Origin of the sequence: Flagellimonas sp. (genome assembly GCF_965233845.1) — a bacterium.
In the GTDB taxonomy this organism is placed as follows: Bacteria; Bacteroidota; Bacteroidia; order Flavobacteriales; family Flavobacteriaceae; genus Flagellimonas.
Genome location: NZ_OZ247584.1, coordinates 1650616 through 1670551, shown reverse-complemented (window position 1 = coordinate 1670551; position 19936 = coordinate 1650616). Strand labels below are relative to the sequence as shown.

The following is a 19936-nucleotide window of genomic DNA, read 5'->3' as shown; positions in this document are numbered from 1 at the left end:
CTTAATTTAACGTAGGATTTGAAACAAAATTAAATGCATTCGAAAAGACTTATTGGGTATTGTTGTGAAAGTGTCCATTTCTGTTGTGAAACCCTCTCTGCTGTATGCAAAAATGTATTTTGTCGGTGTTTTGTGCATTTCATGGAACTGTAGCTCGCCAAAACCTTTGTAAAACCAAAAAGGTCCTGCCGATTACGACAAGACCCTTTTACGAGAACACTATATGAAAATGAAAAAATTACTTTTCTGAATTAATAACACTGCTAAAGTATGGGCGTTCTGTCAGATGGGGAAACTAATGTTGTGAACCTTCCAAATCTTGTGGTAATTCCTACATTAGAGTGTGTGATATAAAAAAAGGTGCCCAAAGGCACCCTTAAATTTTCTTATCCTACCAATCTCCTTAACTGTTCATGGAAGAGATGATAAACTCCTTGAAATCCTTTGAAATTGGAATGAGGTTGTTGTTGATCATGATGTCCTTGGAGTTTATGGCGTCTATATGATCCACATTCACTATGTAGGATTTATGTGCCCTATAGAATTTATTCTTTGGAAGTTTTTCCAAATAATCCTTCAAGGGTGATCTTACCAAGAATTTCTTGTCCACCGTATTTACTTCCAAATAAACATTGTCAGCTTTGATGAACTGGATATCGCTAAATTGAATTCTGTAATACAGGTGTTGTTTTTTTACAAAAATGGAATCCTTCAATACAGAGTTGGAAGTAAACGTATCCCCTTCATTCCCAGCGATCTCCTTGCTCTTTTCCTTTCTTGCGTAATCAAAATTGGAAAGTGCAATTTCTATGGAAGTATACAGGTCTTGCTGCTCAAAAGGTTTTACCAAGTAGCCATCGGGTTTAACCGTTTTTGCATTTTCAACAGTGGCCCTGTCCGAGTTGGAGGTAACAAAGATGAAAGGAATGTTGTAGACATCCCTAATATGTTTTCCAAGATCTATTCCTGTTTTGTCCGAAGCCAGTATGATATCAATAAGTACCAAATCCACATGGTTGTTCTTCAGCACTTCCACAGCCTGTTCGTACACTATTACATTGTCCACAATCTCATAGCCGATTTCCTCCAGCATGGATTGCATATCATCTGCAATAATTACGTTGTCCTCTACAATCAATATTTTAATGGCGTGTTCCAAATTGTCTAATGTTTAGTGGGTTGTTAATCAAAATTACAAAAAAAACTTAACTGCCATGAAGAACAAAAGAGACAGTAAAAAGGTACTTAGCGCCAGTTTTTTGAGCTCTCCATCCAGCAATACGGGCTCCTTGGTACGCACCACTTTGGCCAGGTGAACAAAAATGGGAATAAAGGCCAATAGGAAAAACCAATATTGAAATTCCTGGATACTTAAAATAGCATATGTCAAAAAACAGAAAAAGGACAGCACAATCAAGAACATGTGGTAGTGCTTGCCATTTTCAAAACCCATTTTGACCACCAAGGTGTTTTTGCCGTGTTTTTTATCCGAAACCATATCCCTTAAATTGTTCAAATTAAGAACTCCCACACATAAGAGTCCAATGGAAATAGCAGGAAGTATAGCAATCCAATCCAAAGACTTGGTATACAAAAACATGCTCCCCAACACACCCAATAAGCCAAAGAACAGGAAAACAAAGACATCTCCCAAGCCCATATAACCATAAGGGTTGTCACCCATGGTATATCGGATTGCGGCCCAAATACTTAAAATACCCAATACAGAAAAGATGAGGATATATTTGAGGTTTTCTTTACCAAAGGCAATGTAGACCAAGGTCAGCGCCAATAGCAAACTTAGGATAATCGCTATAATGATGCCTTTTTTCAAAGCCTTTCGCGACAAGATTCCGCTCTGTAGTGCTCTCGCAGGTCCAATGCGGTCTTCATTATCGGTGCCTTTAACACCATCCCCATAATCATTTGCAAAATTGGACGTGATTTGAAATCCTATGGTAGTTAGCAAGGCCAGCGTAAAAATGGTGGAATTGAATTGTCCCTGGAATACAGCCAATGCTGTTCCAACTATAATACCTGATAAGGATAGTGGCAATGTACGTAACCTAGCAGCTTGGACCCAAGCCTTAAAACTTCCCAAGATTAATACGGATCTTCAATTTTAACTCGCTTCCCGTCTTGATAAGAAGCTACAAAGGCATCCTTGAATCCCATATTGACCAGCTGCTTCCTAAAGGATTGTGCCTCGCCCAAAGTTTCAAAGTTACCCAAGGAATAGGCATAGAAAGGATTGGTCTTCACGAATAGGGTATTGGTCAATGCTTCAGACGCCAAAGTTACGTTGTTGTCCACAAAGGATTTCACCTGCACCGAATAGATGGTCTCTTTTTCCAAAAAGGCCTTGGCCAAATAGAACTCCCTCACCAAACTCAATTCTTCGTTTTGAAGTTTTAAGTTGTCAATTCGGGCCTTGATAACATCCAAACTATCTATGGAAACTAAAAGGCTATTCTGATTCTCATACGAATTTTTACTGCTCAGTCCAGCCGTAAAAGAAGTAATTGCCAAAGTACCCACTATAAAAAGGGCAGTGAATCCCAGAAGTATATTGCGCTGCAGTTTAATCTTGCGCAAATCTTTGTTCTTATATTTTATTTGGTCTAGAAGTCTTTCGTTGATAATCTGGGCTTTATCAATATCCTTATGCAGATCCAGTAAATCACTTTCTTCAATAAATGGCATATTAGGTAAGTCTAGTTTTCCTGCCAGTACCCTAATCAGATAGCTGTCAAGGAGTTAATATACACTTATACAAATGTATAATTTTTGGGGAAAGAAAAAAACGGATTGGTATCAAATCCGTTAACAATTTCCAAACTATTTCAAGGAATATGCCCTACAGTAAATAGATACCATCGTCCTTGATGGCAATCTTTCGTTCCTTATACAAGGTGCCTATAGCCTTTTTAAAGGCCTTTTTACTTAAGTGCAATTGCGTTTGGATCTCATCGGGGCTTGACTTATCATGCAGCCCTAAAAATCCTTGGCTTTCCTTTAGTTTATCCAGGATTAAGTTGGCGGTTGGTTCCAACATTCTGGCCCCCAGTGGTTGCAGGGAAACATCTATCTTATTGTCCGGCCTTATAGTTTTGATATATCCCTTGAGCCTATCGCCAATGGCAATAGGTTTAAAGACATCACTTTCAAAAACAAGCCCTTTGTATTTGTCCTCAATAACAACCTCCCAGCCCAAAGGGGTTTTTCTACCCACAAGCAGGTTGACTTCGGTGTTGGGTTTGAGGTCAAAACCTTCATTGGACAGAAATTTATTGATTCTGCTGGAGCCGGTCAAACGGAAGGTAACCTCATCCAAATAGCAATGTACGATATAGCTTTTCCCTTCCTCCATGCTAACCACCTGTTCCCTAAATGGAACGAGTAGGTGTTTTTCCAGACCCCAATCCAAAAACGCTCCGTATGAACCCACTTGGACCACTTTCAAATATGCAAATCTGTCACGGATAATGTAAGGTTCCAAAGTGGTGGCAATTGGCCTTTCCGAACTGTCCAGATAGCAGAAGACCTTCAATTCCATGTCAATCTCAAAATCTTCAGGAACGTATTTGTTGGGCAACAAAACTTCCGTCCCCTCCCCATCTCCCAAGAAAAGACCTATTCTTGTGCTACGTAAAACTTTAAGCGTGTTATAATTTCCCAATGCTATCATACGGCAAAGGTAGATTGAAATTACGGGTATAAAAAAGCTGGCCTCCCAAGAAACCAGCTAGATGATATTTTTTATTGGCGTCTAGTTATAAACCGACTCTTTTCCAAAGTGCTTACAGAGCATATAGTAGATTACGGCTCTATACTTGTTCTTGTCCGCGCGACCATACTGATCAATGATACCGTTCACAGCCTGCATAAGCTCGTCACTGTCCGCTAGCCCAAGTTTGTTAATGAGGTAATTGTTTTTCACAGTGTCCAGTTCCTTTTCATCCGACCCCGAAACCCTGGAAGCATCCAAATTATAAATGGATGGCCCCAAGCCCACCGTTACCTTGGTCAGCAAATCCATATCTGGATTTTCACCAAATTTTTCTTTGATATCGGCAACGTATTTCACAATTAATTCCTCCCTTTTGTTCATGGTTAAAGTATTGGTTTTTATGGTTATTATCAATAGCTTCTAAGATATGAAATCGAAGTAGTCGAGCAAAATTTTGTTATTGGCTTCCCTGGGGGTGAAGATTTCCAAAATCTTGGGCTTTTGAGAGGGTTCATAGAAATTTTTCAGGGCCTGCCCAACTTCTTTTTCGTTCCCCGCTTTTAGATATTCAAATTGAAACATTTGCGCCAAGTGTTCGGCCTTATGCTGATGACTGGTTTCAAAAAAAGTGGAAAACTCTTCCGTTTCTTCAAAGCCCGGAAGAATCCTAAAGATTCCTCCTCCTGAATTATTGATCAACACAATTCTGAAATCCGGTCGTATGTATTGGTTCCAAAGTCCGTTGCTGTCATAGAAAAAACTCAAATCTCCTGTGATCAGCAAGGTGGGGTTGTCGTAAAAAACGGACGCTCCAATTGCTGTTGACGTACTCCCGTCAATCCCACTGGTTCCCCGATTACAATACACATGCAATGAGGGATCCATAGGAAACAGTTGATTGTACCTTACTGTTGAGCTGTTTGCCAAATGTACTTGATAATCCTTGGGTATTTCGCCCTGGATTTGATGGAAGACAGAGAAATCAGAAAAGCCAATTTTTTCCAGATAGGCCTGTTTCTTCAGTTCATAGTTGTTTTTGGTTTGAAGCCAACTATTTCTGTAAGAGCTTTCAATTTTTTGAAAATTCCCCAATCCATTTCCAAAAAAGGTGTTGGGATGGGTTGTTATATGTTCTGACAAACAATAAAAGGTGTCATAAGCCTTTTTCGAATCAATATGCCAATGATGTTTTGGCTGGTACTTGCGCAGGAAGGCTTTTATCTTTTTTGATACGATAAGCCCACCAAGGGTAACCAACAAATCCGGTTGAAGTGACTGGAAGAGGCTTTCCCGATCTGAAGATTTTTCAATAGGCGCTATAATACTGTCAATGCTGGGGAAAAAATTGGGATGGTGTACATTGGATGTTGTTTCGGTAAAAACGAATACACTCTCGTCATTGGCCAATAACTCCACTATTGCTCCATCCAAGTCCTCGGGAGGGTTTACCCCTATCAATACCATTTTCCGTGGACTAGCATTCCAAATGGGGAACAAACGCGACCAATCCGTTTCCACTTTGCCCGCATCTTCCATGGTTTGAACCTTTGACAATTCAACAATTGGAGTTTCCATTAGATCATACAAGGGTTCTTCAAAGGGGATATTGATATGAACCGGGGAAAAGGTTTTAAATGCAATATCGAGCGCCTTGCCAATTTCCAATTCATTGTAGGCCTGGATGGTCTCCTGCTTGTCTTTGGATTTGACCTGTTCAAAACCATGGGTACTATCCTGCTTTAGGTTAGCGGAATACCCAATGTGTTTTTCAAAAATATCCTCTTGTCGGATTGTTTGTCCATCCCCAATATCAATCTTATTCGTGGGTCTATCCGCCGAAACAACCACCAAAGGGATATCGCTGTAAAAGGCTTCAGCCACTGCTGGATAGAAATTCAACATTGCGCTCCCCGACGTACATATAACCCCCACAGGTTCCCTTAACTGCTGGGCCATCCCCAAGGCAAAAAAAGCTGCGCAACGCTCATCCACAATGCTAAAACAGGAAAAAAATGGATTCTTGGTAAAACTCAGGGTCAAAGGAGCATTTCTGGAACCCGGGGAAATCACAATATTTTTGATTCCCCTAGATTGAAAATAAAGAACCAAGGTTTGGGCCGAGGGGATATTGGAATACATCATGGATTACAAAAATAAGCTCCAAAATGTTCTCCGCCTAAAATTAATGGCTTACAAATTGCAAGATGTTGAGCAAGGTTTTGCTTTTGTTCTGGGTCTCAGTCCATTCCTTTTCAGTATCAGATGCCGAGGTGATTCCCCCGCCTACAAACACGGAAGCTTTTCCAGCCTCGATTTCCATACATCTCAGATTCACGAACAGCGAAGCGGAAAAGGTTTCTTCCAGATTCAATTCCCCTAAAAATCCTGTGTAAAAAGTACGGGGATAGCCCTCATGGCGTTGAATAAACTCCTTCGCCTCTTTTGCGGGAATACCACAGACCGCCGGGGTTGGATGCAAGGCTTTGACGACATCTTTTATAGAAGTACTGCTCTGTAGCTTGCCACTGATCTCGGATTTCAAATGCCAAAGGTTTCCCGCCTTGGAGGACTTAACAGCTTTCATCTCCAAACCATTGGCAATTTCGGATAGCTGCTCTAATATGTATCCCGAAACCATTTCCTGTTCCTCTATTTCCTTGGAACCCCATTGGGGCTGTGCACCTTCCAAATAAGGTAGGGTTGCTGCCAAGGACATGGTCTTAAGTTCCCCTTTGGCAATATGCACCAATGTTTCTGGAGTGGCACCACACCAAATTCCCACCTTGGGATGATGAAACAAATAACAAAAAGCTTTGGCATAATTTTCAAGAAGTCGGTGAAACACCTCCAATGGGGACTGATGGAATTCCAAGTCAATCTTTCTGGACAATACCACCTTCTTTAAATCTCCCTGCTTGATTTGGGTCACTCCTTTTTGAACCAATTCCAAAAAGGGTTGTTTTCCTGTTTCAGAAAGCTCATCAACTTCCCTAACAAGCCTACTGGCTGCTTCAAACGAAGATGTCACCACTTTGTCAGCCTGAATGAGTACCGCATTGTCCTGCCAATCAAAAGGGGCAAAAACAAAACCCCTCTCGTCAAAATCTAAGGCTAAGTTGAATGCGTTGTTATCCTGAAAAACCGCCTTTACTCTAGTTTCATTGGGTTTGCGATAAACCGCAAATGGCTGTTTATTGGCAAGGGCAAAAGCCAAATCATCCAACAACTCCTGGAAATCTCTATTCTCTGGGTAAGGCAATAGTAGTTAATTTACAATTGGAAATTAGGTCGCCCTCCTCATTGGTAATCTTTATCTCCCACAATTGGGTGGTGCGTCCTTTATGGATGATGGAAGCTTTGGCATAAACAAAACCATCTTTTATGGATTTGACATGATTCGCGGAAATCTCGATTCCCCTTACAAAAAACTCCTGCCCATCCAAGAACACGTAGGATGCAGCACTACCCACACTTTCCGCTAAAGCCACTGAGGCACCTCCATGCAAAACGCCATCGGGTTGATGAACCTTTGGGGACACGGGCATTTTGGCAATCAAAAAATTCTCACCTACATCCACATAGCTAATGTCCAAGGTTTCCATTAAGGTATTCTTGCAAATGTTATTGCATACCTCAAGTATTTTGGCTTTGTGTTCTTCCATACCCTTAATTTTTGTAAAATTACGCAAAGGTATCGCTTTAAAATATTAAGTTGGACAGTTTATGAAACCGACAGAAAAAAGGGTGGTTTACCAAACCCAAAATAGTTACGAGACGTTGAACACCATGGGCAAAAAGACCAAAAACGTTTGGATGGTCTTTCACGGTATGGGCTATTTAAGCCGATTTTTTATTCGATATTTTTCCAAGTTGGATCCAGAGGAAAATTATATCATTGCCCCGCAAGCGCCTTCCAAATACTACCTCAAAGATGAGTTCAAATATGTAGGTGCAAGTTGGCTCACCAAGGAGAATACCCAACTGGAAACGGAAAATGTGCTGAACTATATTGATGCGGTTTTTGAAGCAGAGCATGTTCCCTCCCACCTCAACTTGGTGCTTTTTGGTTTTTCACAAGGAGTGTCCATCGTTACGCGTTGGATGGTTCGTAGAAAAATACAATGCCATTCGTTGGTGATGTATGCGGGCGGTATTCCAAAAGAATTGGTTCCTGCAGATTTTGATTTTTTGGATTGGAAGTCCACAAAAGTCACCCTGTTATATGGCAGTAACGACCATTATTTAACTCCAGAACGTAGGAAGCAGGAAGAGGAAAAAATGAATACGCTTTTTTTGGGAAAAGCAGAGGTGATTCATTTTGAAGGAGGACATGAGGTAAAACCGGAATTACTGAACCAATTGATTTAGAATTATGACAAGCCCCAAACAGCATTTGACGCATGTTACCCTTGTGGTACGGGATTACGACGAGGCCATTTTGTACTACACGGACAAGCTGAATTTTGATTTGATCAAGGATATTGATTTGGGCGATGGTAAAAGATGGGTTTTGGTCTCTCCCAAAAATTCACAATGCCAATTGGTGCTTGGTAAAGCAGTAGGACCTGAACAAGAAGCTGCCATTGGCAACCAAACCGGTGGTAGGGTGTTTATGTTTCTCCACACCACGGATTTTTGGGCCACCTATAGACAAATGCAATCCAAGGAAGTGGTTTTTAAAGAAGAACCACGGGAAGAGCCTTATGGAACCGTAGTGGTTTTTGAGGACTTATACGGTAATCTGTGGGATTTGTTAGAACTGAAATAATCAATTGGGTTCCCCTTCTTCCCCAACCTCCGCTGCGGAAAAATAGGTTATCCTCCTAGTAGAATAAGTATTGTCCGGGGTAATAATCTGCTTGATCCAATTTTTATCCGGATTGCTGTCAAATTGATGGATGTATTCCTTTACGGATTCTGAATTGGAGGTACGTGTAGTTATCTTTTCCAAAACACCTTCCGCATCGTATGTGTAGATAAGTTTCCTTTCAGATTCAAATTTCTTTTGGACAGCATTGAATTGAAAAAACTCCTCGGAATCCAACTTTCCGTTAGCATTGAAAACTTCTTCTGTAGCCTTATTGGGTTCTCCGTCTATAAACTCCTTGGTCAGTACAATCTTTTGAGTGCCACTACCTAACTTCTTTTCTGATGTTCTCACTGATTTTTCCAAGACCCCATTGCCAAAATAACTCGTAGTAAGTTCATTCTTATAAGGGATGTATTCTACAGTGCATTCATCCACGCCCTCGGCATTTGAAGTAATGATCTTCACAAGTCGTTCCTCCTCATCAAATAGATACTCCTGCTGCTCCAAGAATTCCTTGTCATAGGAAACAATGCTCTCGAATAATTTTCCCGGTTGCAAACTATCCCTGGTATAAAAATTGACCATAGAGGTAGCTGCATCCAATATATTGTCTTTGTAGCTCTCCATTCGTTTTTCAACTAAATGACCTTCCTCATATTTGTACAGGGTAATATCTTGATCCGTTTCATTGTACTGGGTAATCGTTCGGATTAAGAACCCATCTTCATTAAATTCAAAGAGTTCCTCTCCATAATCTGTAATTACCAAACAAGATTTAACCTTCCCCCTTAAATCAAAGTCCTGAACCTTGAGCATTTGAAGGTCTTGGGAAAACATTCCAAAATGTGCGGTCAAAAGAATAAAAACAATGAGGTATTTTTTAATCATATTGTAAAATTACTTCGAAATGATACAATTATGAAACAAAAAGAATGCCAGTTGTCGATTATCCTTAAAAGCTGGAAATCAAAACTTTCGTTCAGGCTGAAATGGATTGATGTCCATGGAAGGTTTTGACCCCGAAATCAATTCAGTGATCAATTTTCCAGTAGCCGGTCCAAGGCTCCACCCCATCATGGCATGACCGGTGGCCAAATGAAGGTTTTTGTGCTTACTCGATGTGCCAATATAAGGTAAGCCGTCAGGGGTTACCGGTCTTAGGCCGCATTGGGCATTTTGTTTGTCCGCTTCCGGTATTTGAAGTCCTTTGTAGTATAGGCTTGCTCCCTTAGCAATGGCTTCCACTCGTTCTTTTCTAATCTTATTGTTGATTCCGGAAAATTCCATGGTTCCAGCAAAACGGGTAAAACCATCCATCGGCGTTACAGCCATTTTAGCTTCCATCAAAATGGCCGGCATGGAAATGCTGGTCGGGGTTTCCACATTGATTCTGTAGCCCTTTCCTGCTTGTAAGGGTAATTTGATACCTAATTTTTTTGACAATTTGTAAGTCCATGACCCAGCTGCAAACACAATCTCATCAGCCTGATAGTTGGCCTGATTGGTTTTAACCCCTGTAACCTTGTCTGAGCTTATGGTCACATCTTGAACCTCCTCGTTTTTCTTGATATCAACGCCATTTTTTTGGAGGTGGGCCAGCATGCGCTCCATAATCTGATGCGGTGTGGTATGCCAATCCGATTCATAATGAAAAGCTCCCCTAGCATTCAGCTCTACATGGGGTTCCAGTATTCGTAACCCGTCCAAATCCAAATGGTGAACCGTTAAACCAAGTTCCTTGGCACGCTCGGTAACTTCAAGCTCATGATCCCTTTCCTTTTTGGTCTGGTACATCATCAATAACCCTTTGCGCTCTAATTGAAACTCGCCCAAATCCCCAGAATTCCATATCTCCTCATATAGCGATCGGCTCAAAAGATTGATATCCATGATTACGGGCATCGCCTTCTGGACCTTCTCCGTGGTAGAAGATTTTTTGAAGTACCAGGCCCATTTAATAAAGTCCGGATCTAAACGGGGTTTCATATAAAATGGACTGGAGGAATTGAACATGTATTTGATTCCTTTGGAGATCATTCCCGGGGAAGCCAAGGGAACAATATGGCTGGGGGTGATATAACCAGCGTTGACATAAGACGCCCCGGAATCCATGTTGGATTTATCCAAAACCGTTACCTGATGTCCTTCCTTCTGTAAAAAATAGGCTGTGGAAAGACCAATGATACCTCCACCTACTACAATTACACTCTTATTTTTTCCCATTTCAAATTACTTGAAATCCGTGGGCATAGGGATCATCATCCGTGTCAATGGTGATGGTATTCCTGCCATAGACCTTGGCCCATCCCTGAATACTGGGGATTATGGCCACTTTGTTGTCCAAGGTAGTTTCCCGCTCCACTTTCCCTACAAATGTAGAACCTATGTAGCTTTCATGGACGAATTCCTCCCCTAATTTTAACTTTCCTTGTGTAAACAATTGAGCCATACGGGCAGAAGTTCCTGTACCACAGGGCGATCGATCAATAGCCTTATCCCCGTAGAACACCGCATTTCTACTGGAAGAAGTTGCGTTCAATGGGTTCCCGGTCCACAATATATGGGTAACCCCATTGATGGCAGGGTTCTCTGGATGGATAAAAGCATCGGGGTGTTTCTTGTTGATTTGTTTTCGAAGTTCTTGTGAAAACTGTATCAATTCCCCAGCAGAGAAATCCTGCACCCCGGAAAAATTGGATTGCGGATCCACAATCGCATAAAAATTCCCGCCAAAGGCAACATCAAATTTCAATACTCCGAGAAAGGAAGATTCAACCGTATAGTTTTGTACAGCTAAATAACTCTTCACATTGGTTATCCTTACCCATTCCACTTTCTCCTGAGGTTGTGAATAGGATATTTCAACCAATCCCGCGGGCGTTTCCAAGTTCACCTTTCCCTTAACTTTGGGTTGGATAAGTCCTTCTTCCAAGGCAATGGTCATAGAACCAATGGTTCCGTGACCACACATGGGCAAACAACCACTGGTCTCAATAAAGAGAATGGCCGCATCATTTTTGGGGTCATGCGGTGGATATAGAATGCTACCACTCATCATATCGTGCCCTCTGGGTTCGAACATAAGTCCTGTTCTGATCCAATCGTAATTTTTTAGGAAATGTTGGCGCTTTTCCTCCATGGACTTTCCCTGAAGTTCGGGGCCTCCCTCTACCACAAGGCGTACAGGGTTTCCGCAGGTATGGGCATCAATGCACTTAAACGTATGTATCGGCATTAAAAATTTGGAATTTCGGGTCTTGTTTTTACTCCTTCTTCTATAATGGCAAGAACTCTCTGGCGTTCTTCGCCATGCAAAGGTAACCTTGGTAATCTAACCTGTTCGGTCCCAATGCCAGTGGCCACTTCCGCCAGCTTAATGTTCTGTACCAATTGCGGGCTGATATCCAACTCCAACAAGGGCATAAACCAGCTATAAATCTTTGCAGCTTCCTCTATTCTCCCAGCTTTGACCAACTCATAAATAGCGACCGTTTCCTTTGGGAAGGCACAGACCAAACCAGCCACCCAACCGTCTGCTCCCATCACCATGCTTTCCATGGCCAAGGTATCCACTCCGCATAAAATGCCCAATCTCTTTCCAAATCGGTTTCGGATTCGGATAATATTGGTAATATCTCTCGTTGATTCTTTAACAGCCTGGATATTATCGTACTTTAAAAGTTCATCGAACATGTCCAAAGTTACCTCAATCTTGTAATCCACGGGATTGTTGTAGATCATTATGGGCAGTGAAGTACTTTCAGCAACGGCCTTAAAGTACTCCACGGTTTCGTGATCGGTAGATTTGTACCTCATGGGAGGCAACATCATAAGTCCCGAAGCCCCCTGCTCTTCGGCTAGAGCTGCAGCATTGACGGCTTGTCTCGTAGATTGCTCCGCAACGTTCATAATAACCGGAACCTTGCCGTCCACCAATTCAACAGTGTGTTGCACCAATACCTTCTTTTCCTCATCTTCCAAGGTACTGGCCTCACCCAGTGTTCCTCCTAAAATAATTCCATGGACCCCGGCCTCCAATTGGGCATTAATGTTCACGGAGAACATTTCAAGGTCCAGTTTGTCATCTTGAGTAAATTTGGTGGTAACGGCAGGCATTACCCCTTTCCAGCTTATGTTTGTCATTTTCGATTAGTTTTCGCAAATGTAAAGGGAGTTCCTTGCATACCATTCCTGAAAATTAGCCAAATATTACGATATATTATCTTCATTTAATTATATTTACTCTTTTTAAGGTAATTTTTGAATGAATGAAGGTTTATTCCTTTAAGATTCCCAAAAAGCCCGGCGAGAACATCATTGTTCAAAAGGATCAAGGCCCTGCGTTCTACGACAAGCTTCATCAGCACGAGGAAATACAAATAAGCCTTATTGTCCAAGGCAACGGAAAGTTAATTGTGGGTGACAGTGTGCACTCTTTTACTTCCGGAGATTGTTTTGTTGTCGGTAGCCATATCCCCCATTTGTTTAAAAGTGATCAAAGTACCCAACGTGTACAGATGATTTCCATATTCTTTGCGCTGGATTCCTTTGGAGATTCTTTCTTCGAGCTAAGGGAAATGGAGGAACTACAAGCTTTTTTCAGCTATGCTGAAACCGGATATAAATTACAAAGTCAACAGGATAAAGTAGCACTAGCTATTAGGGGCATCCATACCAAGGCCCACTTTGCGCGATTCCTGACCTTGTTGGAACTCCTAAAAACGATAAGCAGTTCCCAAGGGCAACGGCTGTCAAACTTCGTCCACTCCAAAGACATTTCACACAATCATGGAGAAAGATTACGGGTGGTTTTTGACTTTGTGATGCGGAATTTTAATCAAAAAGTGGATTTGGAAACAGTGGCAAGACTGGCGCACATGACGCCAAATGCTTTTTGTAGATTTTTTAAACAGCGAACCAATAAGAACTTCTTCAAATTTTTGAGTGAAATCCGCATTGAGCATGTTTGTCAATTATTAAACCAAAACAAAGACCTGTCCGTGGTGGAAGCTGCCCATGCCTCTGGCTTTAATTCCATATCCAATTTCAACAAAACTTTTAAGGATATTAAAGGAATCAACCCCACAAAATATAGGAAGGAAGTAAGCTAATTGCGCAAACTAACGATTTGATACAAATTGTTTGTTACTTTTGGCAGATTATTGAACAAATTCCTAAAAATGAGATTCATACTTCTTTTACTGCTCGGTCTTCAAATTTCCTGCAATTCCTCACAAAAAACGGTCGACACCAATGCCGTATCCACAAGTACAGTAGATCCGGTTACCTATGCCCAGACCATCACGGAAGAAGATTTGAAGGAACATCTTTATGTCTATGCTTCGGATGAGTTTGAGGGTCGGGAAACTGGACAACCCGGGCAAAAGAAAGCGGTGGAATATCTTAAGTCGTATTATGAATCTTTGGGAATCCCTGCCGCCAAAGCCAATGGTGATTATTTGCAAAAAGTACCTTTAGAAATTGCCCATGTGCCTGAAGGTACGGCCTCCTTTAATGGTTCCACCTTTGAGTTGGGTGATGATATCCTTAGTTTTTCGCAAGCGAAAGGAAGTTACGAAGAACTGGTGTACGTTGGTTATGGCATTGAGGAAGGTTCCTATTCTGATTATTCAGATATGGATGTTTCGGGAAAACTGGTCTTGATCAAAGCAGGGGAACCTGTAAATGAGGATGGTACTTATACCCTTTCAGGAACCAAGGAAAAATCCATTTGGAGCAACATGAGTGAAGGTGTGGGGAAAAAATCAGGTCTGGCCATGGAAAAAGGAGCCAAAGCCGTACTTTATTATGACACCACAAATTATCCCAGGTTCAAAGGGTATTTTGACTTCATGAAAAATAACAAGAGTGGTCAAATGACCTTGAAGGATCAATCCGATGCCAAAGCCTTAATACTTCTGAACAAGGGGTCGGTAAAAGCACTAAAGCCAGATATTGAAACGGATCATAATCCTGCTGCCTTTACTGCAACTGTTGAATTGAACATAGAAAGCTCTAATGGACAAGTAGATTCTGAAAACGTGGCAGCTATTATTAAAGGAACCGAAAAACCCAATGAATATCTGATCATCTCCTCCCATTTAGATCATATTGGTGTTACTGCGGATGGGCAAATCAATAACGGTGCCGATGATGATGGTTCGGGCAGTGTGGCCTTGTTGGAGATTGCAGAAGCATTCAAAAAAGCGTCCGATGCAGGGGAAGGTCCCAAACGTTCCATTGTATTTCTTCATGTAACAGGTGAAGAAAAAGGGCTGTTGGGCTCCAAGTATTATACCGATGTAGACCCAATTTTTCCCTTGGAGCAAACCGTTGCCAATTTAAACATTGATATGATAGGACGGATAGATCCCAAAAGAGGTGGGAACAGAAACTATCTCTATCTGATTGGTTCGGACAAGTTAAGTACCGAACTACACAATTTATCCGAAGAAATCAATGCCAAATACACTCAAATAGAGTTTGATTACAAATACAATGACGAGAATGATCCCAATCGGTTTTATTACCGCAGCGATCACTACAATTTTGCCAAGAATAATATCCCCATCATTTTCTATTTTAATGGCACCCATGCAGATTACCACCGACCCGGGGATACTCCAGACAAAATAAACTATGACCTTCTGGAGAATAGGACCAGGCTTGTTTTTTATACCGCTTGGGAAGTAGCGAATAGAGAAAAAAGGGTAGTTGTGGACAAGTCGGCAAAGTAAGAACTCAACCGCACAAAAAAGCCCATCCTAACGGAGGGCTTTGCCATTCGGGTGGAAGACCGGGTTCCCTTCGGCATTGCTCAGGACAGGCTTCTCATCCGTTCCTCCTTGATCGGACCGCACAAAAAAAGCCCATCCTAGAGGAGGGCTTTGCCATTCGGGTGGAAGACCGGGTTCCCTTCGGCATTGCTCAGGACAGGCTTCTCGCCCGTTCCTCCTTGATCGTACCGCACAAAAAAAGCCCATCCTAGCGGAGGGCTTTGACATTCGGGTGGAAGACCGGGTTCGAACCGGCGACCTCTGGAACCACAATCCAGCGCTCTAACCAGCTGAGCTACAACCACCATTTAAAGCGGAGGCAAAAATACTTCTTTTTATTTTTTCTATCAAAAGAAATTCATCTTTCACAACCAATAAAATCAAAAAAGTTTTTAATGCGCTGTTCAACAGTATTCTTTTCCAGCTTTTTGTTCCAAGTAAAAACTCCACAAGCCAATTTCAGCTCAACTACATCTCCGATAAAATCTCTTGCCCAGCCTAGTTAATTCTATCAAAATATCGATGAAATGCGCATTTTGTCAGACAAAACACACAATTTTTGCGTGTTCACAACATTTAGTTTCGAAAGCGGCCTCGCGCGGGTATTTTTAATCTCATTTAGTTTAAGGCCCCATGTCCCAAAAAAAGCATTGCTATCAGGAACTTTTTAAACCCGGTAAAGTAGTCGTTTGGCTCTTTATGTCCATTATTGCATTTTCATCCTACGCCCAAAGTGGTGAGCGGGATAGCCTAGTTTTTCGATTAAAGCGTTTGGAAATCACAAACAGGTTTAACCCAAAGGATACCACCCATATTAAACTGCTTATTAATCTGGCAGACTCCTATAGATTCTTCAATAACGATAGCCTCTATTCTATTAACAACCGGGCCATGGATTATAGCAAGGCAATTGGGTATACCCATGGAGAAATTAGGGCACTTGAGAATTTAGGGAGTTTTTACTCTGATCAGGGGAATCGAAAAAAGTCCATGCCCATCCTTCAAAAAGCATGGCAATTATCAAAAAATACAGGGGACAAGGAGTGTGAGCTAAGCATCATCAATGCCCTTTCCAATGAATACTATTACGAAGGAAACGTAGCAGAGGCCCTTAATCTTTATTTGAAAGGGATTGATGTGGCCAAACAAGTTGGAAGTGACAGGATGTTGTCCATTTTAAATGAAAATATTGCCAGTCTTTATGCCGATCAAAAGGATTTTGCCAACGCCCTTGTCTACTATGATACGGTGCAAGCCATAAACCGAAAATTGGATGATGAAATTTTCCATGCGCAGACCCAAAGCAATATGGCTTCACTTTTCAAGGATGCTAAGAACTTTGATCATGCCATGTTTAACATCAACAAGAGTATTGCCAGCTTTGAAGAACATGGGGTTTACGAATGGTTGGCTTACGCCTACCAGGTTAAGGGAAGTATTTATCTGGAGCAGAAAAAGTACCAATGGGCCCTGTACTGGTACGATCAAAGTAGCTTACTCCACAAAGAGTTGGACGATGACCGGGAAAAAATCCAGTTGTTAAATGGGATGGCAAAGGTGTATTATGGTTTGGGGAAAGACAGTTTATCCATGATCTATGCCAAGGAAGGACTATTTCTTTCCAAAAAAATACAATCGTTGCAAGGTCAGATTGATTGCTCAGAAACCCTGTACAAATTATACAAGGACAAAGAAAACACCCTGACGGCTTTGCTACATTTGGAGACTTTTAAACAACTTTCCGATTCCCTATTTAGGGACAAGAATAGACAAAGCCTTTCCATGTTAAAGACCAAATTACAGTATGAACAGGAAAAGGAACAATTGATCAAATCGAACAAATTGGCCTTGGCCAAGCAAAGGAGTTATATCTACTTTGCCATAATGATTCTCGTGGTTCTAAGTGTGGTTACCTTTATGGTAAGGCGCAACGCCCATATTCAGAAAAAGTTAAACGTTGAACTTCAACAAAAATCGGAGGTAGTAAGCCAGCGGGAGGCTGAACTTCACGAAATCAACAAGACCAAGACCAAACTGTTCTCCATTATTGGGCATGATTTAAGAGGACCCATTGGAGCCCTTCAAGGAATGTTGAAACTATTTACAGATGGTGAAATAGGAAAGAATGAATTCATGTCGTTCATTCCCAAGTTCAAATCCGATGTTGAAAATATCTCCTTTACCCTAAACAATTTACTGTCTTGGGGACAGACCCAGTTGAATGGAGTGGCTACCAAACCCAAAAGGATTTCCTTGGACAAACTGGTGAATAGCAACATTCAGCTGCTCTCGGAAGTTGCCTCGGGTAAATCTATAAAAATCATTAACCAATTACCTGAAAATCCTGTAGGTTGGGCCGATCAAAACCATATTGATATCGTTATTCGAAACTTGCTGAGCAATGCCATCAAATTTACTCCTGAAAATGGGCTTATTACCATTGAAGCCGAAGAAAAAAGAAATGATTGGCAGATTATGATCCGGGATACCGGTATCGGGATGAACAAGGAAATCCAGAAAAAAATATTTACGGATGCCACCAACATCACCACCTACGGTACCAATAATGAAAAAGGAACGGGTCTAGGACTATCGCTTTGTAGGGAAATGATTTTAAAGAATAAGGGGGAAATATGGGTGGAAAGTGTGCTGCGAAAAGGATCCACTTTTTTCTTCACAGTTCCCAAAGCGCAGGATAAATATCAAAAAGCCAGTTAGAGCAGCGCATCCAAATTGTCCACGGCAACAAAGCGTTCCACATTAAATCCTTCGGCGTACTCAACACCCACCAAGCGTCCCATATCCCTTGCCCTGTAAGTTACACTATCAATGAAGTTTTTACTGCTGATTGGTGTTTCAGGTTCGTCGCTCTTGGGGTCAAAAAATTGGGAGCTATAGGCTAAGATAGCTTCATTCTTTTTTTCAATAAAGCCCGATACATCCACTACAAAATCAGGTTCCAGGTTTTTCCATTGGATAAAATGATAAACCACTCTTGGCCTCCAGGGTTGCTGCCATTGCTCATCCCCTTCCATCTTGGTGTCTATTTTCACCAAACCGCTCAAAAAGCAGGCATCACTTACCAGTTGGCTGCCCTTGGCATGATCAATATGTCTGTCATCAACGGCATTGCAAAGCACCACATCTGGACGATATTTGCGAACCATTTTAATGACTTCCATTTGATGATTCTTGTCATTTACAAAAAAACCATCTGCAAATTGCATGTTTTCCCTAACGGCCACTCCTAGAATCTCTGCAGCTTTGGCTGCCTCTTCATCCCTAATCTCAGCAGTTCCCCTAGTGCCAAGTTCTCCTCGGGTAAGGTCAATGATTCCAACTTTTTTACCTCTTGCCACTTCCTTGGCAATGGTTCCTCCTGCCCCCAGCTCTGCATCATCAGGATGGGCGCCAAAAACTAAAATATCTAATTTCATGAATGTTTGCTATACATGCACCTGCATGGATTTTACCTCCTTTATCGCTTGTTCGATATCCCTAGTTAGGTCTTCAATATTCTCAATTCCTAACGAAAAACGAACCAAAGAATCTTTAATTCCCTGTTTTTGTCGGTCTTCCGGGCTCATGAGCGCGTGGGAGGTGGTCACTGGAGACGAGACCGTACTTTCCAATCCAGCCAGACTCATGGAGGGTTTGATCAGTTTTAATTGCTTAAAGAATTGGGAAACATCCACCTCATCGCTTAACTCAAAGGAGAGCATTCCCCCAAAACCTTTCATCTGGGATTTTGCCAACAAATGATCAGGATGATCCTCCAACCCTGGATAATGCACATGTGCAATATCTGGATTTTCCACAAGGTAAGCGGCCATTTTAGCGGCATTGGCATTTTGCTCTTTTACCCTTAGGCCCATGGTCTTTAAACTGCGCTCCAATAGCCAGACGGTATAGTCGCTAAGACTACCTCCAAAACAAATAGCGGTTTGGTATACCTTTTCCATTTTTTCTTTGGAGGAGGCCACAACCCCCGCACAGATATCTGAGTGCCCACCCATGTATTTGGTGGCACTGTGGCACACCACATCAATACCAAAATCAATAGGGTTTTGGTTGATGGGACTTGCGAAGGTATTGTCAATCATGGTCATGATACCTTTGGACTTGGCAAACTTGGCCACTCCAGCTAAATCCGTGATGGTCAACAAAGGGTTTGATGGGGTCTCAATATAAATAAGCTTGGTATTATCTCTAAGCTCCCGTTCAAAGTCTTCCACTTGCCATCCTGTTGTAAAGGAGTAGGAAATACCGAACCTTTCCAACTGGGTCACGGCAAGATTATAGGTTCCTCCATACAAGGTCTGCTGAAAAACAACATGATCCCCTGCTTGCAAAAATGTCAATAAAGCAGTGCTAATTGCTGCCATACCGCTTCCAAAGATCATGGCTTGCTCCGCATGTTCCAAGGCCGCCAGTTTTTTGCCCAGTGCTTCTTGATTTGGCGTATTGAAATATCTCGGATAGCGTTTTACATCCACATCCTCAAAGGCGTAGGATGTGCTTGTGTAAATTGGAGAGGTGGCGCCTTTGAACAAAACATCCTCAACGCCACCCTCATGGGTACATATCGTATTGATTCCCTTTTTTTCTGGATTCATATCT

Annotated in this window: 21 protein-coding genes and 1 tRNA gene; 5 read left to right on the top strand and 17 right to left on the bottom strand. The window is 41.8% G+C overall.

Translation table 11 applies throughout. The features are described from left to right. Positions 1-403: 403 nt before the first annotated feature. The 8 genes from ACO6S0_RS07265 to ACO6S0_RS07230 all read right to left on the bottom strand — a co-directional run bounded on the left by ACO6S0_RS07265 (position 404) and on the right by ACO6S0_RS07230 (position 7392). Entirely contained in the window at positions 404-1159 is a 756-nt protein-coding gene (locus ACO6S0_RS07265; RefSeq protein ID WP_138832588.1) for a LytR/AlgR family response regulator transcription factor, read from the bottom strand. Between the two features lie 33 nt (positions 1160-1192). Next, positions 1193-2056 carry a 1,4-dihydroxy-2-naphthoate octaprenyltransferase gene (gene menA, locus ACO6S0_RS07260; protein WP_422351323.1) on the bottom strand — a complete coding sequence of 288 codons (864 nt, stop codon included), beginning with the start codon at positions 2054-2056 and terminating at the stop codon, positions 1193-1195. A 47-nt stretch (positions 2057-2103) separates the two neighbouring features. Next, positions 2104-2703 (bottom strand): SPOR domain-containing protein, encoded by a 600-nt coding sequence (locus ACO6S0_RS07255; RefSeq protein WP_420399425.1) that lies wholly within the window; start codon positions 2701-2703, stop codon positions 2104-2106. Positions 2704-2857: 154 nt separating this feature from the next. Next, on the bottom strand, positions 2858-3688 hold the full coding sequence (locus ACO6S0_RS07250) for a S1 RNA-binding domain-containing protein (RefSeq protein ID WP_422351322.1): 831 nt from the start codon (positions 3686-3688) through the stop codon (positions 2858-2860). Between the two features lie 81 nt (positions 3689-3769). Then, positions 3770-4111: a DUF2853 family protein gene (locus ACO6S0_RS07245; protein ID WP_422351321.1), complete on the bottom strand. Its 342-nt coding sequence runs from the start codon at positions 4109-4111 to the stop codon at positions 3770-3772. Between the two features lie 39 nt (positions 4112-4150). Then, a complete protein-coding gene (gene menD / locus ACO6S0_RS07240; protein WP_422351320.1) occupies positions 4151-5872 on the bottom strand; it encodes a 2-succinyl-5-enolpyruvyl-6-hydroxy-3-cyclohexene-1-carboxylic-acid synthase in 1722 nt (573 codons plus the stop codon). A gap of 40 nt (positions 5873-5912) precedes the next feature. After that, positions 5913-6989, bottom strand: a complete 1077-nt coding sequence (locus ACO6S0_RS07235; protein WP_422351319.1) for a chorismate-binding protein — start codon at positions 6987-6989, stop codon at positions 5913-5915. Then, positions 6970-7392: a PaaI family thioesterase gene (locus tag ACO6S0_RS07230; RefSeq protein WP_422351318.1), complete on the bottom strand. Its 423-nt coding sequence runs from the start codon at positions 7390-7392 to the stop codon at positions 6970-6972. Before ACO6S0_RS07230 ends, ACO6S0_RS07235 begins: the two co-directional genes overlap by 20 nt. A 61-nt stretch (positions 7393-7453) precedes the next feature. Between ACO6S0_RS07230 and ACO6S0_RS07225 the strand changes: the two genes are divergently transcribed. Together ACO6S0_RS07225 and ACO6S0_RS07220 are read left to right on the top strand one after the other, a co-directional pair. After that, complete coding sequence (locus ACO6S0_RS07225) at positions 7454-8098, top strand: alpha/beta hydrolase (protein ID WP_422351317.1); 645 nt, start codon at positions 7454-7456, stop codon at positions 8096-8098. Positions 8099-8102: 4 nt separating this feature from the next. Next, positions 8103-8498, top strand: coding sequence for a VOC family protein (locus ACO6S0_RS07220; protein WP_422351316.1), 396 nt, complete (start codon positions 8103-8105; stop codon positions 8496-8498). Here the strand turns inward: ACO6S0_RS07220 and ACO6S0_RS07215 are convergent, their stop codons facing one another. The 4 genes from ACO6S0_RS07215 to ACO6S0_RS07200 form a co-directional block, all read right to left on the bottom strand. Next, complete coding sequence (locus tag ACO6S0_RS07215; RefSeq protein WP_422351315.1) at positions 8499-9428, bottom strand: hypothetical protein; 930 nt, start codon at positions 9426-9428, stop codon at positions 8499-8501. Positions 9429-9506: 78 nt separating this feature from the next. Beyond that, complete coding sequence (locus ACO6S0_RS07210; RefSeq protein WP_422351314.1) at positions 9507-10763, bottom strand: NAD(P)/FAD-dependent oxidoreductase; 1257 nt, start codon at positions 10761-10763, stop codon at positions 9507-9509. A gap of 1 nt (position 10764) precedes the next feature. After that, complete coding sequence (locus tag ACO6S0_RS07205; protein WP_422351313.1) at positions 10765-11775, bottom strand: 4-hydroxyproline epimerase; 1011 nt, start codon at positions 11773-11775, stop codon at positions 10765-10767. Beyond that, positions 11775-12683 (bottom strand): dihydrodipicolinate synthase family protein, encoded by a 909-nt coding sequence (locus ACO6S0_RS07200; RefSeq protein ID WP_422351312.1) that lies wholly within the window; start codon positions 12681-12683, stop codon positions 11775-11777. The genes ACO6S0_RS07205 and ACO6S0_RS07200 overlap by 1 nt, the downstream gene beginning before the upstream one ends. Positions 12684-12808: 125 nt before the next feature. On the opposite strand from ACO6S0_RS07200, the gene ACO6S0_RS07195 reads away from it, so the two are divergent. Together ACO6S0_RS07195 and ACO6S0_RS07190 are read left to right on the top strand one after the other, a co-directional pair. After that, positions 12809-13651, top strand: a complete 843-nt coding sequence (locus ACO6S0_RS07195) for an AraC family transcriptional regulator (RefSeq protein WP_422351311.1) — start codon at positions 12809-12811, stop codon at positions 13649-13651. Between the two features lie 69 nt (positions 13652-13720). Beyond that, a complete protein-coding gene (locus ACO6S0_RS07190; protein ID WP_422351310.1) occupies positions 13721-15277 on the top strand; it encodes a M28 family peptidase in 1557 nt (518 codons plus the stop codon). A gap of 27 nt (positions 15278-15304) precedes the next feature. On the opposite strand, the gene ACO6S0_RS07185 is transcribed toward ACO6S0_RS07190, so the two are convergent. The 3 genes from ACO6S0_RS07185 to ACO6S0_RS07175 form a co-directional block, all read right to left on the bottom strand. Next, entirely contained in the window at positions 15305-15523 is a 219-nt protein-coding gene (locus ACO6S0_RS07185; RefSeq protein ID WP_422351309.1) for a hypothetical protein, read from the bottom strand. A 23-nt stretch (positions 15524-15546) separates the two neighbouring features. Continuing rightward, positions 15547-15622, bottom strand: a tRNA-His gene (locus tag ACO6S0_RS07180). Then, positions 15599-15766: a hypothetical protein gene (locus ACO6S0_RS07175; protein WP_422351308.1), complete on the bottom strand. Its 168-nt coding sequence runs from the start codon at positions 15764-15766 to the stop codon at positions 15599-15601. The genes ACO6S0_RS07180 and ACO6S0_RS07175 overlap by 24 nt, the downstream gene beginning before the upstream one ends. 183 nt (positions 15767-15949) lie before the next feature. On the opposite strand from ACO6S0_RS07175, the gene ACO6S0_RS07170 reads away from it, so the two are divergent. Continuing rightward, complete coding sequence (locus tag ACO6S0_RS07170; RefSeq protein ID WP_422351307.1) at positions 15950-18034, top strand: tetratricopeptide repeat-containing sensor histidine kinase; 2085 nt, start codon at positions 15950-15952, stop codon at positions 18032-18034. Here the strand turns inward: ACO6S0_RS07170 and bshB1 are convergent. Together bshB1 and ACO6S0_RS07160 are read right to left on the bottom strand one after the other, a co-directional pair. Beyond that, the gene (gene bshB1 / locus ACO6S0_RS07165; RefSeq protein ID WP_422351306.1) at positions 18031-18753 is read right to left on the bottom strand and encodes a bacillithiol biosynthesis deacetylase BshB1; all 723 of its coding nucleotides are present in this window, start codon (positions 18751-18753) and stop codon (positions 18031-18033) included. The genes ACO6S0_RS07170 and bshB1 overlap by 4 nt on opposite strands. 9 nt (positions 18754-18762) lie before the next feature. Further along, complete coding sequence (locus tag ACO6S0_RS07160; protein ID WP_422351305.1) at positions 18763-19932, bottom strand: trans-sulfuration enzyme family protein; 1170 nt, start codon at positions 19930-19932, stop codon at positions 18763-18765. Positions 19933-19936: the final 4 nt, after the last annotated feature.

Coding starts and splice junctions, on each gene's coding strand:
- ACO6S0_RS07255 (WP_420399425.1), bottom strand. CDS start 2,703: ATGCCATTTATTGAAGAAAGTGATTTACTGGATCTGCATAAGGATATT.
- ACO6S0_RS07250 (WP_422351322.1), bottom strand. CDS start 3,688: ATGATAGCATTGGGAAATTATAACACGCTTAAAGTTTTACGTAGCACA.
- ACO6S0_RS07245 (WP_422351321.1), bottom strand. CDS start 4,111: ATGAACAAAAGGGAGGAATTAATTGTGAAATACGTTGCCGATATCAAA.
- menD (WP_422351320.1), bottom strand. CDS start 5,872: ATGATGTATTCCAATATCCCCTCGGCCCAAACCTTGGTTCTTTATTTT.
- ACO6S0_RS07230 (WP_422351318.1), bottom strand. CDS start 7,392: ATGGAAGAACACAAAGCCAAAATACTTGAGGTATGCAATAACATTTGC.
- ACO6S0_RS07225 (WP_422351317.1), top strand. CDS start 7,454: ATGAAACCGACAGAAAAAAGGGTGGTTTACCAAACCCAAAATAGTTAC.
- ACO6S0_RS07220 (WP_422351316.1), top strand. CDS start 8,103: ATGACAAGCCCCAAACAGCATTTGACGCATGTTACCCTTGTGGTACGG.
- ACO6S0_RS07215 (WP_422351315.1), bottom strand. CDS start 9,428: ATGATTAAAAAATACCTCATTGTTTTTATTCTTTTGACCGCACATTTT.
- ACO6S0_RS07210 (WP_422351314.1), bottom strand. CDS start 10,763: ATGGGAAAAAATAAGAGTGTAATTGTAGTAGGTGGAGGTATCATTGGT.
- ACO6S0_RS07205 (WP_422351313.1), bottom strand. CDS start 11,775: ATGCCGATACATACGTTTAAGTGCATTGATGCCCATACCTGCGGAAAC.
- ACO6S0_RS07200 (WP_422351312.1), bottom strand. CDS start 12,683: ATGACAAACATAAGCTGGAAAGGGGTAATGCCTGCCGTTACCACCAAA.
- ACO6S0_RS07195 (WP_422351311.1), top strand. CDS start 12,809: ATGAAGGTTTATTCCTTTAAGATTCCCAAAAAGCCCGGCGAGAACATC.
- ACO6S0_RS07190 (WP_422351310.1), top strand. CDS start 13,721: ATGAGATTCATACTTCTTTTACTGCTCGGTCTTCAAATTTCCTGCAAT.
- ACO6S0_RS07185 (WP_422351309.1), bottom strand. CDS start 15,523: ATGGGCTTTTTTTGTGCGGTACGATCAAGGAGGAACGGGCGAGAAGCC.
- ACO6S0_RS07170 (WP_422351307.1), top strand. CDS start 15,950: ATGTCCCAAAAAAAGCATTGCTATCAGGAACTTTTTAAACCCGGTAAA.
- bshB1 (WP_422351306.1), bottom strand. CDS start 18,753: ATGAAATTAGATATTTTAGTTTTTGGCGCCCATCCTGATGATGCAGAG.
- ACO6S0_RS07160 (WP_422351305.1), bottom strand. CDS start 19,932: ATGAATCCAGAAAAAAAGGGAATCAATACGATATGTACCCATGAGGGT.